Annotated in this window: 9 protein-coding genes; 4 read left to right on the top strand and 5 right to left on the bottom strand. The window is 68.3% G+C overall.

Features of this window, described 5'->3' with window-relative positions:
- The first annotated feature begins 129 nt into the window (after positions 1-129).
- The 4 genes from HKK73_RS17190 to HKK73_RS17205 all read left to right on the top strand — a co-directional run bounded on the left by HKK73_RS17190 (position 130) and on the right by HKK73_RS17205 (position 3,449).
- A complete protein-coding gene (locus HKK73_RS17190) occupies positions 130-1,362 on the top strand; it encodes a DUF697 domain-containing protein (protein WP_253705690.1) in 1,233 nt (410 codons plus the stop codon).
- Positions 1,363-1,435: 73 nt separating this feature from the next.
- Entirely contained in the window at positions 1,436-1,891 is a 456-nt protein-coding gene (locus tag HKK73_RS17195) for a hypothetical protein (RefSeq protein ID WP_216608009.1), read from the top strand.
- 47 nt (positions 1,892-1,938) lie between these two features.
- Positions 1,939-2,184, top strand: a complete 246-nt coding sequence (locus HKK73_RS17200; protein WP_171468483.1) for a hypothetical protein — start codon at positions 1,939-1,941, stop codon at positions 2,182-2,184.
- A gap of 84 nt (positions 2,185-2,268) precedes the next feature.
- A protein-coding gene (locus HKK73_RS17205) for an IS3 family transposase (RefSeq protein WP_253705691.1) occupies positions 2,269-3,449 on the top strand; the annotation gives its coding sequence in 2 pieces (ribosomal slippage) (positions 2,269-2,553 and positions 2,556-3,449; 1,179 coding nt in all).
- Between the two features lie 44 nt (positions 3,450-3,493).
- Here the strand turns inward: HKK73_RS17205 and HKK73_RS17210 are convergent.
- From HKK73_RS17210 to HKK73_RS17230, 5 genes are all read right to left on the bottom strand, one after another.
- Positions 3,494-4,036, bottom strand: a complete 543-nt coding sequence (locus tag HKK73_RS17210; protein WP_171468484.1) for a hypothetical protein — start codon at positions 4,034-4,036, stop codon at positions 3,494-3,496.
- A gap of 75 nt (positions 4,037-4,111) precedes the next feature.
- Complete coding sequence (locus tag HKK73_RS17215) at positions 4,112-9,025, bottom strand: class I SAM-dependent DNA methyltransferase (protein WP_171468485.1); 4,914 nt, start codon at positions 9,023-9,025, stop codon at positions 4,112-4,114.
- Positions 9,025-11,982, bottom strand: a complete 2,958-nt coding sequence (locus HKK73_RS17220) for a helicase-related protein (RefSeq protein ID WP_171468486.1) — start codon at positions 11,980-11,982, stop codon at positions 9,025-9,027. The genes HKK73_RS17215 and HKK73_RS17220 overlap by 1 nt, the downstream gene beginning before the upstream one ends.
- A gap of 156 nt (positions 11,983-12,138) precedes the next feature.
- Positions 12,139-12,378, bottom strand: a complete 240-nt coding sequence (locus HKK73_RS17225; RefSeq protein ID WP_171468487.1) for a hypothetical protein — start codon at positions 12,376-12,378, stop codon at positions 12,139-12,141.
- 27 nt (positions 12,379-12,405) lie between these two features.
- Positions 12,406-17,643, bottom strand: coding sequence for a DEAD/DEAH box helicase (locus tag HKK73_RS17230; RefSeq protein ID WP_171468488.1), 5,238 nt, complete (start codon positions 17,641-17,643; stop codon positions 12,406-12,408).

The following is a 17,643-nucleotide window of genomic DNA, read 5'->3' on the forward strand; positions in this document are numbered from 1 at the left end:
CGTCGACGTAGCGACGGGGGACGAGTCCGGGTGAAATACCTGTTGCCTTGTCGTGCTCAGCCCCGCATTCGACGATCGGCCTCGAAGTCCGCGGCTAGTGTGGCCACGCTCAACTTCGAAGGAGTCGGTGTGAGATCTGGCAAGGACCAAGACCAGGAAGCGACGCATTCCGGCACGAAGGGTCGCCGGAAGAATGAGGTGGCTGAGGACCCCGCGATGGATCCCACGCCCCTGCTCGACGCGGCGAGGGCGGAACGGGAGCGGATCGGCCGCTTCAACCTCGCGATCGTCGGTGGGACCGGCGTCGGGAAGTCCTCCCTGCTGAATGCGATCTTCGGCGAGGACCGCGCGGAGACGGGCGTTGGCATGCCGGTCACCAAGGGGATCACCTATCACGTCGACGAAGCGCATGCCCTGGGCATCTGGGACTTCGAGGGATTCGAGATCGGCTCGCAGGTCGACCCGGCGCAGCGCATCCGGCAGAACCTGCAGACCATCGCGGCTGGACCGCCCGAGCAGCAGATCGCGGTCGTCTGGTACTGCGTGCTGTCGACGTCAAGCAGGCTCACGCAGCCCGACATCGACATGATCCGGGCGTTCGCCGCGGACGGCCTGCACGTCATCGTGGTGCTGACCAAGGTGGCGCGCGTCAAGAACCACCTGACCAACAAGTGGATGGTGTCCGACGACGCGGCGAAGATGCTCGCGTTCCTCGCCGACCCGGAGGGAGCGGACGGACGAGGCGAGCCTCTCGACCTTCCCGTGGCGGCGACCGTCCTCACGGCGGCCGTCGACCAGGGCAAGTTCGGCGGACCGCAGCACGGGCTCGCTGAGCTTCTGACCACGACGCTCGACCTGTCCCGGGACAGCGCGCAGGACGCTTTCAGAGTGGCGCAACAACTCTCTCTCCCGATGAAGCGCGAGCTCGCGCGACGGGCGATCAAGACCGCAGTGGCCAGCTCCGTCACGGCTGCGATGGTGCCGATCCCTTTCGCCGACGCCGTCGTCCTGGCACCGATCCAGCTCGGCATGATGGGCAAGATCTCGACGGTGTACGGCATTGATCTCAAGGTCGTGTTCTCCGCGCAAGCGCTCGCGCAGCTCGCGACCCAGTTCGCCGGAAGAGCTTTGGTCAGAAGTGCGCTCAAGGTCATCCCGGGGATCGGCTCGGTCATCAACGCCTCGGTCGCAGGTGCGCTGACCGCGGCGTCCGGCGAGGCCTGGATGCGCCTGTGCGAGGCGATCCACACGGGCGCCATCCAGCTCGACAACATCGAGAGGCTCTGGCGTGAGTACGAGCCCAGCGCCATGCAGATCCTCACGGAGTTCTTGAGGACGAAGGGCAGGTCGGCAAGCCGGTAGTGACTGCGCACAGCAAGTTCACGGACGACAGGACCGAGAGATGATCGCTCCTCCTCGATGGATGGTGCACGAGATGGCGGACACCCACCTCCGTGCGGCGCTGAGCCCTTACTTCGACGATCTCGGCGGCAATGAGCTCGAGCGGGCTGGGTCGGGTCAGATCGTGCGCGTTCCGCGGATCAGGTTGCGCCAGCTCCTTCCTACCTCCTCCACCTCCGACGCGCGCGGGAGCTGGTTCGCCCATGGATCACCGGTCCAGGTCGTGCTGGGCCTCGACGACGGCGTGGTGACGGTCGCGCCGGCAGGGCGGGACGTCTGCTACTTCGACCCGGCCGATGCGGAGCTCACGGTCCAGATCAGCGCGGCGACCGGCACCCTCGAGGACGTCGCTCGTGCCATCGAGCAGATGCTCGCCGTCGAGCGCTCCCGCAGACTCTGGTGCACGGACTGCGGCAGCTTCGGAAGAGCGTCGGGCACGGTGGGGCTCTGCACGGAGTGCGAGGACGTGGCGCGCGGAGTGCTCGGGTGACGCGGCGAGCTTCGCGCCGCGGTCGCGCACGACGTGGCAGCGCCGAGGTGCTCCTTCACTCGATCGACGACGTTCGCGCTGCCGTCGGACGCGAAGACCTACCTGGGCTCGAGGACGCGCTGCAGAGCTCGGCGGAATGGGACGTCGCCATCGACATCGCAGATGACGGGCTCGCCGTCAGGATCGGACCGATCGGGACCTGGCTCGAGTACCCGTTCTCGCTGGACGATCTGTGGGCCGCGGTCACCGACGGCGACAAGTACGCCGACTCGATGAACTCCGACGACGGCTGAGCCGCGCAGACCGAGGGGGGCTGCTGCACGGATCTGTGACATCTCAGATCGCTTGCTCGCCGAGCAGGCTGGAAGGATGTTGCTGTGCCCAGGCCCTATCCCCGTGAGTTTCGTGAGGACGTCGTGCGGGTCGCCCGGAACCGTGGTCCCGGTGTGACGCTGGCACAGATCGCCCAGGACTTCGGGGTCCATGAGATGACGATCACGAAGTGGTTGCGTGCCGCCGATGTCGAGGACGGCGTGAAGCTCGGCGTCGCCTCGGAGCACGCACGGGAGTTGCGTGAGGCTCGACGTCGGATTCGGTTGCTGGAGCAGGAGAACGAGGTCCTGCGGCGGGCGGCGGCGTACCTGTCCCAGGCTCAGCTGCCGGGAAAAGGCTCTACCCGCTCGTGAGAGAGCTCGCCGCGGCCGGTGCCCCGATCAGGGTGCCGGTCGCGGTGGCGTGCCGGGTGCTCAAGCTCCACCGCCAGCACTACTACGCCTGGCTCGCCCAGCCGGTCACCGGCGGCGAGCTCGAGGAGGCGTATCTCGCGAACGCGGTCTTCGATGCCCACCGTGAGGACCCCGAGTTCGGCTACCGGCTGCTGTTCGACGAGGTGAACGCGGCCGGGCACAAGGTCAGTGAGCGCACGGTGTGGAAGATCTGCTCGGCGAACCAGTGGTGGTGCGTGTTCGGCAAGAAGCGCCGCGGGAAGAATGGGCGGCCCGGCGCGCCCGCGCACGATGACCTGGTGCGTCGCGAATTCACCGCTCCTGGCCCGAACCGGCTGTGGTTGACGGACATCACCGAGCATCCCACCGGCGAAGGCAAGGTCTACCTGTGTGCGGTCAAGGACGTGTGGTCGAACCGGATCGTGGGGTACTCCATCGCCGACCGCATGACGTCCCAGCTGGCCGTCGACGCCCTGGAATCGGCGGTCTCGCGCCGCGGGGTGCGCGTGGCCGACTGCACCCTGCACTCGGACCGCGGCGGCCAGTTTCGAAGCCGAAAGCTGCAGCACTCCCTCTGGCGCCACCAGATGCGCGGATCCATGGGCCAGGTCGGATCAGCCGGTGACAACGCCGCCATGGAGAGCTTCTTCAGCCTGCTTCAGCGCAACGTCCTGGACCGGCAGAGATGGACCACCCGAGAGGAGCTGCGGATCGCGATCGTGACCTGGATCGAACGGACCTACCACCGTCGCCGACGCCAGGCCAGACTCGCACGATTGACCCCGATCGAGTTCGAGATCATCATGAGCCAGGCCGCCGACCAAGCTGCCTAACCAACTGTCACGGAATCATGCAGCAGCCCCAGGCGCCAGCCCGTTCAGCAGTCGTCGAACCGCCACTGGTCGTCCTCGTGCACCCACGGCTGCAACGCGATCTCGCCGCTCATCGCGCCCTCGCCGAAGCCATACGACACCACGGCTAGCGTGCCGTCGATCCGATCGACGATGACGTCCTTCGCCGTGGGACGAAGGCTCCCCTCCGGGAAGTTGATGTCCTGGGCCATGAGAGTCCCGAGGAACCCGTTGCGCGCGTCGTCGTTCGCCTTGCACCGCTCAGACCACAGCTTGGTGTACGCAACGTCCCAGTCGCCTGCGAAGTATGCGTCCGTGTACTCGGTGACCGCTTGCACCAGCTCGACTTGAGCGTTGTCGCTCGGGGCGGGCTGGGTAGTGTCCCCCGTCGGCTCCGACTCGGTCGCCGGTTCGGCGGAAGCGGTCGTCGTCGATGGTTCGGCTGGCGTCTCGGCAGCAGACGACGGCGTCCCCCCTTCCACGACGACGATGTTTGGACCGCAGGCCGTCAAGAATGCGAGGGAGACGACGGCGAGCGCGGGCAGTGCTGCAGCGCGAGAGGGGTGCATGAAGTGCTTTCAGGCTGGAACTGATCGGCGGGGAACTGGGCAGTGGTTCCGCTCCCGGGGCGGAGCGGTGCTGAGTCAGCCGACGTCGCCTGCCCTGGCCGCGAGGCGGCGCTCGAACTCGGCGTAGGCCTGGCGCATGTGGGCCTCGCGGTCGAGGGTCTGGAACGGGAGCTCGTAGGTGTAGGCGACGCCGCTGCCCGGGTGGACGGCGGTAAGTTCGTCCTCCGAGAAGCGGCCGTCGTTGCCGCCCTTCTTGCGCCAGGTGGTCAGGACGCTGTTGGGAACGAGGCGGCCGTTGTCGTCGTAGTGGTCCCGGTTTCGATCGTAGCCGTACAGCACCGGGAACTGGGTCCGGTAGATGGTGCATAGCTCGTCCGCGGTCAGACCCAGCGACAGCGCCACCAGGGCGTCGATCTCCAGCAGCGCCTGACGGCGGTCCTCCGCCCGGCGCAGCGGCGTCTCCGGCGTCCACTTCGGGCCGACGTCGTTCAGGTCCACCCAGCCCGCGCGCTCTGGCAGGCCGGTCCACGAGTCGTCGCGGAATGCCTCGTCGAAGCACTCGGCCCACAGGTCGGCGTAGGCATCGGTGACGCAGTTGAGACGAAGTGTCCTCAGCCGTAGAAGTCCTCTCAGTGGGCTTTCTAGAGGAAGGGGCAGGTTCGCCACCGTGGACGACCGGATATTTGCCTTGGGCGCCACGCGAACGACTGAGTCGGCGACAAGCGAGGACGTGACTGAAGTGACGTCGACGAGGCTAGCGTAGGTGTCGAACGGAAGACCCATCGAGAACACGCCATCGATGTGTGTCGATCCTGGCGGGATCAGCGACGAGATGAGGGTGCGCTCACCGGTGTTCGCTGCCATCTTTCGCCAGGCGAGGCGGTAGAAAGCGCGGGCGGAGACGGTCTCGGTGCGGATGGTGGTGCCGTCGGCGCGGGTGGTTGTTTCGACGTGGCGGAGGTACTTCGGATCCACGGCGGGGGAGCCATCAGTAGGCTTGCCGTCTGGGCCGACCACAACGTCGCGGGTCCAGTGGGTATACGCCGCGTCGTAGGTCTTACGGTCGCCGCGCGGCTTGTACGACGTCGCCGGGATCGCTGTTGCCTCGAGGGCCTCCAGGTCGACGTTCGTCCAGTCTTGGTTGTGCTTCATCGTCGGATTGGGCGTCTTGAAAGCTGGATTCCCGATGTGAAGATGGGGGCCTTGTAAGATCGCCGCGTCCCAGTCGCAAGGCTCACCCCACAAGGAGTCAAAGAACCCCTTGGTGCGGTCGTTCTTCTCATGCCAGCCGGGCGAGAACTGCAACTCAAGGCTAGTGAGGCGGGGCGCAGTCGACACCCTGGAGAGAACGGCGGCTACAGAACTGTTGACCGCGTAGACCATTCGGCTACGGTTGACCGGGACGGCCGCCGACTCCAAGACTTCGTGCCAAGTGCCAAGAACCTGCTCGGTCACCGTCGTAATCCGGCCGGCGTGTGGTCTCGTATCCCATCGCCCGTCAGTATCCTTGATGCCAGGCTCAGGGCCTATGCCTTCGTGGTGCAGGGAACTTTCGACTGTGCTGGGGTGGTATAGGGACACGGCGTGGATGAATGCTACCGCTTGAGTTGGTCCATACGCATGGATGCCGTATACGACCTGATCGTCAATTTCGCGGAATAGCATCAACTCGTTCTTGAATTGCCAGTGCCGTCGAAGATGCTGATACGTGGCAGCCCGGAGCGCGCCCGATTTCTCGTCAGTGAAGTGCGACTCGGGGTGAATGAGGCCGATCGTGCCTCGCGGCGAGGCGTGCCGCCAGGTCTGCTCCATGAAGCATCGGTAGAGATCGGGCTGGAGTCCGGCGAGGTGCGGGTAGTCCTGGACGGAACTGACGAAGTCCTTGGTTACCTCCATGTCACCGATCGCGCCGACGACGAAATCAACCATGCCCTCGGCGGCGAGGGATGACTCTCGGTGAGCGGCCAGCTCCGACTGGGTCGCCTTGTTCTTGAGCTGCCACCACGGGTCCGCTTCGGCGAGCAGCGCCTCCTGATCAACGATAGGCCGCACCCATGGCGGGTTCCCGACCTGGAGGTCGAAGCCACCACGCGCGGCGAACACCGAAGCGAAGTCGAGCTCCCAGTGGAAGAACCCCTGCCGCGCCGCGACTCGCTGACACACGACCAGCCACGGGTGCTCGCGCAGCACCCGCTCCGGCGCCAGGACCCCGGCGAACGACAGTTCGAGCTCCTCAGCCTCGTTGAGCTCGTCCCAGTCGGCGGTGGACGCGAGGGTCTGGTCCCCTCCGGTCCACTTCCGCCCGCGCCCCGAGGCGCCGGTCTCCGCGTGGACACCGAGCACAGCGCGAAGGCCGGCGATCCAGTCGTCCAGGGTCGGCGGTTCGACGACCACCTCGTCGCCGTCGTCGTCTGTAACCCGGGTTACAGCATCCGTGAGCGGCCAGAACCACAGTGCACACCACGCGTCCATGACGAGCCGGAGCCGCTGGTAGGCACCCTTCGCATCGGCGAGCGCATTCTCGATCTGCTCGCGCGTCACGGCCCCGCCGACGGGCAGGTCGCTGGCTCCCCACACCTCGATGGACCGGCGGATCTGGTCCTCGGCGATCCGCAGTCGCTGGTGCGCGAGGTCCCACAGCGCCTCGACGCGGTGGGCGAGGTTGACCAGCTCGTCGGTCTGCTTCTTCGACGGGGTGACGAGCACCGTCTTCCGCCATGCCTTGAGGCGGGCGAGCGCCTCGGGTGCGAGCTCCTTGGCCTCCTTCGCCTCGACGGCGCTGCCCCAGCCGGCGGCAGGAAGCAGGAAGTGGTGGATGCGACCGCCCACGTCGCCGAGCGAGCTCGATCGCCCGGCGGCGCGGTCGGCGTCGGACGGCGTGAGGGGGACGTCCGCCGGGACCGCGTTGAGCCACGCCTTCTTGGCGAGCTGGTCACGGCGGTACACCGCGCGTCGGGCACCGATGAGGGAGTTGCCGCGCTTGAGGTGCAGGCCGAACCACGGCGCCTGGAGGCCCTCGCCCATGGTGTCGAGCCACAGGGAGATCTCCGCGAGCTCGACGGCGGTGCCGTTGAGGTCCACCCCGTACACGTTGTGCAGGGCGATGTACGCCTTGGCCTTCTGCAGCTCTGTCGCGTACGCGTCGGGGTCGATGCGCTTGCCCGTCTCCTCCTGCTTGCGCCGCAGGTACGCGGCGGCGAGCTGGCGCACCGCCTCGATGGCGAACGCACCGGAGCCGAGGGCCGGCTCACACACGGTGAGGTCGAGGATCTCGCGTGCTGACATCTTGCGGGGAACCTCGCGGCCCTCCCATTCGACGGAGCCCTCCTTGACCTCGTCCGGGCCGATGAGCTCGACGAGCGCCTGAGACACCGTGAACCGGGTCAGCACCTCGGGCGTGTAGTAGGAGGCCGACTGCTGCCGTTCGCGCCCCGCGAGTCGGTAGACGAACGTCCCCCGCTGGTGAACCACGGGCTTGAGCTCCTTGGTCACCGGGTCCTCGGCGCGGACGAAGTCCTTGGCGGCGATGCCCTCGGCACGGGTCGTCGGCACGACCCACGAGCCCTTCTCCGCATTGCCGTCCTTCGCGACCTCGTAGAGGTCCTCCTCGGCGAAGAAGCCCGTGTAGCTCATCAGGCCCTCGTACACCGCACCGAGCTGGTTGATGCCGAGCTCTGCGTAGGAGATGAACCCGCGGTCCTTGCCCTTGACCTCCTTGCTGAGCAGGAGGTGACGCAGGACCGCCTGCACCGTGCCGTTCCCCAGGCGGACCTCGTCCACAAGGGCCGTCGCCGCGGGCGCGAAGAGGTCAGCCTTGAGGGACCGGAAGGTCAGGCCCTCGGTCTCGCCACCGCCGTCGGGCGCGGTACCGCCCTCGTGCCCACGGTCGACGAGCCGGAACAGGGCGTGCAACGACTCGTACAGGTGCGTGCCTCGATCGGCCGACGCGCTCGCCAGCTCGACGAGAGTCAGCTCGCGCAGCCGGTCGAGGCTGTACCCGCGCTCGTACGCCGGGTCGCCGACGGGCAGCACGCCGAGCTCGGGCGACGCCTCCGCGTAGAGGAGGAAGAGTATGCGGTAGAGGAACCGCAAGGACTGCTTCGCGAGCGTCTGCGCCTCAGGCTGCGGGAGCGACTCGAGGCCCTGCGCCCGGCGCCGCTCCACGACCTCGTTGGCGATGAGCTCGATCGACAGGCGCACTCCTTCGCGCAGGTCCTTCGAGACGCCGACCGTGTGCTTCACGGAGTCCTCGAGGACGCCTGACCACCAGACGTTGCCCTCAGCGTCGGGCGCGAGGGACTGCGCGGCCAGGCACGTCAGTGCGCGGTCGATCTCTCCCCCGCGCCTCGCGTCCGCGCGCTCGGCCACGAGCTGCAGGTCGACGGCGAGGTACCGGCCTTCCGCCCAGCGCGCCTTCTCCGCGACGAGCGCCGTGCCCCCGGCGAGGACCAGCGCGAAGTCGGGCGCGTCGTCGGACACGAACAGGTACGACAGGAGGCGAGCGACCGAGTGGACCTGGGTGGACTCCTCCACGTCGTACGGAACGAGCAGCGTGCGGTCCGCCGGCGACGGCTTGTGCGCATCGCCCTTGGCGAGGAGCGACTCGACGTCCTTGACGGCGACGGCCTCGACGATCGCCAGCGGGGCCGCGCCCTCCAAGCCTGTGGCGTGCACGCGCAGGACCGGGCCGGAGCGCTCGGCAACAAGGCCCGCACCCCCGAACCCGAGAACCCGGCGCAACCGCTCGTACAGCGCGGGCAGTTCGGGGCTACGACCGCCCTCCTCGCCGAACGACGCAAAGACCGACAACAGCTCGCCGCGCGACTCCGTGAAGCGCGACCGCGTCGTCGCACGACCCTCCGCGGTCTCGGCGTCCCACTCCTTGCGGCGGTCCAGCACGCGCGCCTGGAACGACTGCTTGCCGTCCGTCGCGAAGTAGTGCTGGCTGATCCAGTCCTCGCCGACGACGATCGCGTCGCTCACCGCCATCAGTGCTGGTCCTCCTCGATCGATGAAACCCAGGTTTCAGAACCGGCGACCTGGGAAGGAGCGCCCGACCACGTTGCCGGCACCACGACGAGGAGCGGGCGCACGAGGGTCCGGTCGGGGAGCATCGACTCCGCGAGGCGCGTCTCTTCGTCCACGCGCTCCTTGCGGCTGCGCAGCTCGTCGCGCTGCACGAGCACCTGCGACTCGAGGCGCCACTTCCGGCTGCGCTCCTGCCAGCTGCTCACACGGCGCTCCGTCTCGGCACGGATGGCGGCGACCTGGTCGGCGATCGGGGCGTCCGAGGCGCGCACGGCCTCAGCCACGAACGGCTGCAGCTGCTCGGCGCCACGGAGTGCGCCCGTGTTGACCGCCTCGAGAGCCAGCGCCGCGATCGCCTCGGAGGCCGTCGGGAACACCTGAGCGAGCGCGAACTGCGGATTGCTCTCGTCGGGGAAGATCGCGTGGATGTACGACGTCGCGACGACCTGTCCCCGCTTGTTCGTCAGCGTGCCCTGCAGCAGCACGGTGACCTGGTCGACGGCGCCGCGCACCGCGAACACCTGGTCGCGACCGAGCGCGGCGAGCGCCCTGTCGGCGGCCCAGTCGACGACCGGGTGCAGCGGGGCGAGGTAGTGCGCCTCGGGCCAGGTCGACGTCGACTCGCTGGTCCGCGCCTGGACCAGCTCCGCCTTGCCACGCGCCGAGGTGGTCGCCAGCTTGAGGGTCTGCGTCACGTCGCGAGCGTCCAGGTACGACTGCGGGAGGACCTCCAGCCGCTGTCGTAGGTCGCGTGGCGGCCGGAGGCTCGCCACGCCGTGGGCCGACGGCGGCGTCCACCCCACTCCGTTCGGCGGCGCCATACCCGGGGTCGGGCTGATCTCGTGCACCGCATCGGTGAGGAACGCGAGCTCGCCGTCGTACAGGCCCGACGTGCCCCTCGCGGCCTGCGAGCCGTTCGTCGGGACCACGGGGACGGCGTCGGGCACCTCGGTGCCCGAACCGAGGCCGAGGAGGCGCGCGAGGAAGCCGTCGATGCCGTCGGCCGCCGCGACGTCCTCCGGGCTGCGGACCACGTCGTCCAGGTCCTTCTGCCCCCGGATGACCTCCTCGATGGCCTTCTCCTCCGCCGCGACGTCGTACGTGCCCATGAGGGACGCGGAGTCGCCGAGGGCCTTGTGGGCCTCGTGCTCGCGCTCGACGAGCCGCGTGAGCACGCGGATGTCCCCGCCGAAGCGGTCCGTCGTCGTCGGCTGCAGGAGGAGCGTGACGATCTGCGGCGCGAGCTTCTGGCCGTAGCGGTCGATGCGGCCGTTGCGCTGCTCGATCCGGATGAGGCTCCACGGGATGTCGTAGTGGATGAGGTGGTGGCACTGGCTGTGCAGGTTAACGCCCTCGGACGCGACATCGCCTGTGACCAGCACGCGGATCGGCGACGACGCAAGCTTGAACGAGTCCACGACGTCCTGCTGCTCGACGTCGCTCAGACCCCCGTGCAGCACCTGCACCTGGTCCTTCGTCATGCCGAGATCCCGGACGAGCTTCTCCTGGAGCCAGCCGAGGGTGGCGACGCGCTCGGCAAAGACGACGGCACGAGCCGTGCTCGTGCGGGCGACGCCGATGCTGCGGAGCTCGGCGAGCAGGGCGTCGTACTTGCCTGAGCGCTGGGTCAGCGCGGCATCGGCTAGGTGCTGCAAGCGTTCCAGCGCGGAAACCTCGGCGCCGACGCCCACCTCCCGGCGCTCCCGGAGCGTGCGCAGGCGGTTGTGGACCGAGTCCGCGAGTGCCGCCGGCGAGGAGAGGAACGCCTTGGCGAGCGTCCACGGGAAGAGGGTCGAGGCCTTGCCCGAGTACGGGCTGCGGCCGGACGCCGGCCACAGCCACACCTGCTCCAGCTCGCGCGCGATCTCCTCCTCGACCGGCGAGGCCGGCACGAGCTCGTTGCGTGGCGGGAGGCGTTCCGCCCAGTCGGACCCGACGACGCTGGCGACGTCGGGCGAGTGGCGGTGCCTGCGGATGATGAGGCGCCGAACCTCTTCCTCCACGAGCGTCCCGTCCGGGCGGACGGCACTCGGCTCGAGCATGCGGACCAGCTCCGCGAACGACTCGGCGCGCCCGTTGTGGGGGGTCGCGCTCGCGAGGACCAGAGCGTCCGTGCGCTCGGCAAGGAGGTTCGCGAGGCGGTTGTTCTGCGTCGAGGTGTTCGTGACGTTGTGCGACTCGTCGATCACGACGGCGTCCCAGCGCTGCTTGCGCAGATGCGCCACGTACTTGTCGCTCTTCAGCGTGTCGATCGAGATGATCACGCGCTTGAAGAATGCGAACGGGTTGCGGTTCGCCGGCAGCTTCTGGCGGATCCTCTGGATGCCCGTGCTGTCCAGGCGGACGAACGGCAGGGCGAAGCGCGTCCAGAGCTCGAACTGCATCTGCTCCAGGACGTGCTTGGGCGTGACGACGAGGATGCGTTCCCCTCGGCCTCGGCGCGCGAGCTCGGAGAGGATCATGCCGATCTCGAGCGTCTTGCCCAGGCCAACCGCATCCGCCAGGAGGATGCGGGGGCGCAGGTTGTCCGGGTCGAGCGCCTGGCGCACCGCTGCGAGCTGGTAGTCGAGCGGGTCCGCGAGGGCGCGGTGCGCCGTCGTGAGGCTCGGGTCCGCGACCGGGACCGGCGTCTTGCGGAGCATCGCCTCGAGCCACAGACGGGCTCGGCGGTACTTCGGCGACTCGTCGGCGACGACGCGGGTCGCCGAAGGATCCACCTCCTGGACGTCGTCGATCGCTGTGCTGAACACGGCCTCCGTGTCGCGAACCAGCTCCGACAGACCGAGGACGTGGACGAAGTGGCCGTCGGTCGTCGGCTCGATCGACGTCACGAGCCAGGACTCGTCACGGACGATGACGGTGGAGCCTGGGGCTCCGGTGAACGTCGGCCGGGTGGACTGGTCGGTCGCCGTCGTCACGTGGTGGTACTCCTCTGCGGTGCGGCAGGGAGGACCCTGCCTGGTGGATCTTATAGGCGAGGGCTGGTCTCTCCAGACCCGTCCGGAAGCCTCCCTGACGAGCTAGCGCACCCGTGAAGGAACGGCACCTCATGACCGCCGCCGAGGGGTCCCCTCTCAACGCACTCCGGGGAAGACCGACCGGATGATCGCGACGAGCTCGGCAGCGCGTTCTTCGTCCAGCTGGATCGACTGGCTGATCGTGCCGACGTCCTTGCGTTCCGGAGAGCCGTAGGTGTCGAGCTGCAGGACCTGCTCTCCGTCGCGAGACGAGACCCGCCACGTGCAGTCTGACCTCGAGTGCGGTCGCCGACCCTCCAGCGGGTCCAACGGCGAGAGCGAGACGATGTAGGCCATTGCGGGAGCTCCTTCTCGAGTTCCTGGTCACGCGACGAACTGGCTGAATACCTTGTCGGGGCGGTTGCGGAGAGTCCGCGCGTCGCTCCAACGGACGGAGAAGCTGTCGGCGCTGAGCGACTCCGCAACTCGACGCTGCACCTCCTCGAGGTGGTCGACGTCGCGTGACCACAACGGGTGACCGACAGGGACCGCGATCTTCCCTGCCGTCAGGACGGTCACGCCGTCACGCTCCTCGATCGCGATCCGTCCCGGTCCGTCCTCGACCGCCTCCCCGAATCCTCGGACGAAGCCTCGCGCGGCACGCTCGGTCACCTCGCTCCAGCGGTCGGTGTCAAGAGCACGCCCGAGGGCCAGGTCTGCGACATCGAGCGCGAGGCGCCAGTCGAGCGCGCCATGCAGGTGGCGGTTGTCCCAGGAGCGCAAGCAGTCCGGGCACGAGGTGTCACACCTCGTGTGCGAAGCATCGGCCCAGGAGGTGGCGATCTGGCCGTGGAGTCGGTCCAAGACGGAACCCACGCGTCTGCGGGCCAGCTCGAGCGCATAGCCGGCGCCGTTGTCCAGCGTGTCCGCCAGATAGACGGCCGCCGTTCGGACCCCCTCGATCGTGCGTGGCTGGATGCCTACCGTGAGCTCGGCCGGGTCGATGTCGAGCTCCGACTGGCAGCCGCGACGCAACGCCTCCGCGAAGGAGAGCATCGCAGCGTTGCCGGACGGGCAGTCGCCCCGTGCCGTCGCGACTACACCGCTCTCGAGGCTGGCTCCTCGGATCAGGAGCAGTGCGGCGTCTGTCGTGCGCACCTCGCCGATCGCTGCCTCACCCACCTTGGGCATCGTCGGCGCGGAGCTGCTCTCGAGCGGGACGATGACCGACTTGTCTGAGTGCTGGTACATCGTGAAGAGCTGACCGTTGTTGTCGTTGATCGTGAGGAGCTTCGCCTGCTCCAGCATCCAGACGTCGAGCGCACCGACTCTCTCTGCCGGCTGCCCCGGGTTCAACCATCCCAGGACCGGACGGGACGCTCCAGCAGCGCGACGGTCCTCGATCTTGCCGTCCGTGCGCTCCGGGTGCGTCCTGAACCCGCTGGGCTCGTACATCGCGACCTCGCGCACGGACGAACCGCAGACGGGGCAGCTCGACCACTTCTCCGACACCGTCGAGGCAGAGCACTCCTGACACCGTGTCACCGTGAGGCGGGCCGAGAGGGGGTTGACGGAGTACGGCTTGTTGTCGAAACCTCGGCGCCACGCAACAAAGCCGTTCGCCGTGTACACCCAGCCGTCGCGCACGATCTGCGCTCCAGGTGCGAAGAGCGAGACGGCCTGGCCCAACGGGCGGTCGCTCAACTCGTCCGCCGTTGCCTTGCCGCCAGCGTCGGTGCGGTACAGGTAACGCACGCGAGTCGGGAACCCGAACATCGGCAGCACTCCTGCATTGGCGAGGCGTTCGCTCAGCGACGTCTGCGTGTGAGCCTCGTTCTCGACAGCGTCATCGATCTCGAGCACCAGAGTGTCCCGCACCCAGTGCGCGACGTCATCGAGGTCCGCCGCGCCGACGCCTGTCAGGGCACTCAGCCGACCGACGACCGGCTGAACGTCGTCACTGGTCATCAACCACTTCTCGACGCCCTCCCGGTGGGCCTCCCACTCCTTCACGTCGCCGAACGCCCCGTGGACGTTGTCACCCCGCGGCGCGGGCGGTGTCGGGAGAGAGGCGAACGCACGCCGCAACAGCTCCGCCGCCACGACGCGGCGCAGGATGCGCACGCGGCTGGTGTCGAGGAACGGCTGTGGCGGAGCGTCACCGGTGATCCGGTGGGAGTTGGCGAAGTAGTAGTCGTCGTGCGAACGGTCCCGGCAGAGCGTCGCTGCGAACGAGAAGGCCTGGCCCGCGCGACCCGCACGACCGACACGCTGCTGGTAGTTGAACCGTTGCGGCGGCATGTTGCCCATGACCGTCGAGCGCAACGACCCGATGTCGACGCCGACCTCCATCGTGGTGGTCACGCTGAGAACGTCGAGCGGGGTCGCGCGGCTGTTCTCCTTGGGTGCAGGAAGAAGGGCTCCTCGGAAGACGCGCTGCCGTCTGCGCTGCTCCTCCGGCGGTCGGGTCTGCCCTGTCAGCTCCGCGACAGCGAGCCGTTGCGGCTTCTGACCGGTGAGCCAGGCGTAGTAGTCCGACTCGCCCAGCGACGACACCGCTACGACCTCGAGCTCTCCGGCGCACCCTTCTCGTGTGCACGTACCTGCGGACGGATGCAGATGACGACGACTGCACAGGTCGCACACCCAGACGTCGTCTCCGGCGGGGATGACATCGAGCGGAAGGTCGAGGCGGTCGAGATGGACCAGCCCGGAGTCGAGCAGCCTCGCCAGACGAGCGTCGATGCTGCCCTGCAGCTCGTCGGCATCGATGCCCGCTCGCAGCGCGACACGCTTCACGTAGTCGACCGCCGCCTTCACGCGGCCCTTGGCGTCGGACGCGCGGTCCTGAGGAAGCCAACGGTCCGCGGCGAGGATGATCCGCAGGCTCGAGCGGGCCGCCTGTGCGGTGACGCCCTCGTCTCCCTCGACACTGCGAGGGACGAGAGATGCGACCAGCGTCTCCTCCGAGTCCCTCTCGGCGGACCCGAGCAGCACGTCGCCCAACGACGACGCCAGGTGGTTGCGGAAGCTCCTCTGCAGGTCCGCGCGAAGCGCGGCCGGTGCGATCGGCTCCCACTCGCCCGGTACCGGGGGCTCGAAGGCGCGGTACCACGGGCTGCCGTCGTCCAGCTTCAGCAGGGAGGCTCTCGGTCCGCCGGGCGGCACGCCGAGCTGGACGAGTCGTCTGCTCACCTGGTTGACCAGGTTCGGCCACTCCCACGCCACCGCAGCGGCTTGCTCGGCCTCGAACGAGCTGATGAGCGCGCGATGAGCGTCCTGGGCCACGGCCAGGTGATCGAGCATGTAGGCCTGGTTGACCTGGGGATACGTCGCGACGAGCTCGCCATAGCGGGCCTGCAGCGCACCCTCGAGCGTTCCTCTCACCCCAGCCCTGAGGATTGCCGCAACGTCCTCCGACGGGGCCGCGAGCACCTGCTGAACCTGTTGCCGGACGAGATCGGCATAGTGGTTCATCGAGAGACCTACGGCCATGCGCGCTGCATCGTCCCGAGAGTCGGTGAACACGATCGTCCGGCTCGAGTCCCTGTCGTCGCCGAGCTCGCGGAAGATCTCGGAGACCAGGAGCTGGGCGGCCTGGGTCGCACCCTGTGTGTGAGCGCGCAGCGCCGACGAGACACGGCCCGTCTCAAAGCCCCGCTGTCGCCTGTGGTGCCCGCAGCGCGGACAGTGCGAAGGCAGTGCCGGTGGCTCCCAGGAGGCGTCGGGGCCGGAGCTCGTGACCACGGTTCCCGTCGCCTCGTCCGGACCCGGCCGGAGGAATCCGGACCGAGGGTCGAACGACGCAGGGGCAAAGCTGAACTTCCACGGCTTCTTGTCAGGGCCCGTGTGCTGCCACGACATCCCGATTCCCTCTCGGCGGGGCAGGTACCAGCGGTACTCGTGCCGGCGCCGCTCGAACACGAGTCGTGCTCTCTCCGCGTCGGTCTCGCTGGGGTCGACGCCGAGGAAGTCCCCTCCGTCGTCCAGCGAGGAGAGGACATGACCGCCAAGGCTCGCGTCGCCACAGTTCCCGCAGTAGAGCAGCTCGAGCACCCGAGAACCGCACGCGCACTGGCGGGCCGGACGGGCGAAGAGCCTTCCGATACCAGGTACGGACCTGCCTTCGCCGGGAAGCTCGGTGCACTCCGGGTCGCTGCACGCCCACATGCCCCGCATCGTCCGCATGAAGTAGTGGGCCCTGAACGGGATGGCGTTCGAGGACGGTGACTCCACGATCTCCTCGAGAGCACGAGTCACGCTCTCCAGCCCACCCGTCCTCTCACCGAACGCGCGCGTCTCGATGTCCTCGAGAGAGGTGGCGCGTGGGGGCGTGTCCCCGTCGCGGCACGCGCTCGCCAGGATCGCCTCGAGGCTTGCGGATGAACGGCCGGACAGGGCGTCGTCGAGACGGACAGGAAGCGTGACGTCGACTGTTCGGGGCGCGCCGCTGATCTGCTCGAACGACGCTCTCGGTACGCCGAAGAACTGCTCGAGGTACTCGCCCTTGTCTGCGTCGAGGGAGGCACTCGTACCGATGACGCGCAGCTGCGGCGAGTCAGCGGCGAGCCCGATCCTGAGCAACAGGTTGCGGAGGATGAGGGCCACCTCCGAGCCCTGTGTACCCCGGTAGAGGTGCAGCTCGTCGACCACCAGCGTGAACTTTCGCGACCGGTCGGCCTCCAGCCACTGCCTGGTCGCCTCGAAGATCGGCTCCTCCATCTGCCGCATGAGCATGATGTTGAGCATCGAGTAGTTCGTCACCAGGATGTCAGGCGGTGTCCGGACCATGTCCCAGCGCGTCAGGAGCTCGACGCGTCGCGGATCGGAGAGGAAGTCGGTGATCGACGCATCGGCTGCCGCTAGCGAGTCGTACTCGTCGACCAGCTTGCGCATCTCCTCGGCCACCGTCGCCAGGCGCGAGTGGGTTCCCGTGGACGTCGGCAGGGTCGTCCCGCCCGGAGCCGCCGAGGTGTACCGGCCGAACCACAGCGCCGGCCCTCCTGCGTCCTGGATACGACGAGCCGTCCGCCGCAGTCGCGACATCTGGTCCTCGACGAGCGCGTTCGTCGGGTACAGCACGAGCGTCCGGACCGCCGGATCTCTCGCCTCACCCGATCGCACGGCGGTCCAGCGCAGTGGCGCGCTGTCCCACCATCGATCTTCTGATCGAGCACCAGGAGCCCAGTCACGCGCCTCGATCAGCAGTCGAGCGAGGACCGGAAGGAGGAAGGACTCTGTCTTTCCCGAGCCCGTGCCCGACGTCACGACCGGGTTGGTCCTGGCGCCCTCACTCATCGCGACCGCTAGAGCGTCGGCCTGGTGCTGTCGCAGCATGAGGCCGTCAACGTTGTCGACGCCGAAGAGCCCCCCCAGGAGCCATCGCGCCTCGTGAGGGCGCAGGCCCGCGGCTGCGCACGCCTCGAGACCGTCCTCCGTCCCGTCGTACGGGAGAACGGGCTCGAGCAGAGGGTGCGGAACGAGCGGCGTCTCCTCCGTGAGGAGCCGCCGACGCTCGCGACGGAGCGACTCGTCACGGAGGTGGAACGCCGTGTCGATGTAGCGCAGGAGCGTCTCGCGAAGGTTGTCGCCGACGCTGACAGGATTGGGCTGGGACGCCAT

It is taken from the genome of Cellulosimicrobium sp. 72-3, assembly GCF_013127315.1.
Taxonomy (GTDB): Bacteria; Actinomycetota; Actinomycetes; order Actinomycetales; family Cellulomonadaceae; genus Cellulosimicrobium; species Cellulosimicrobium funkei.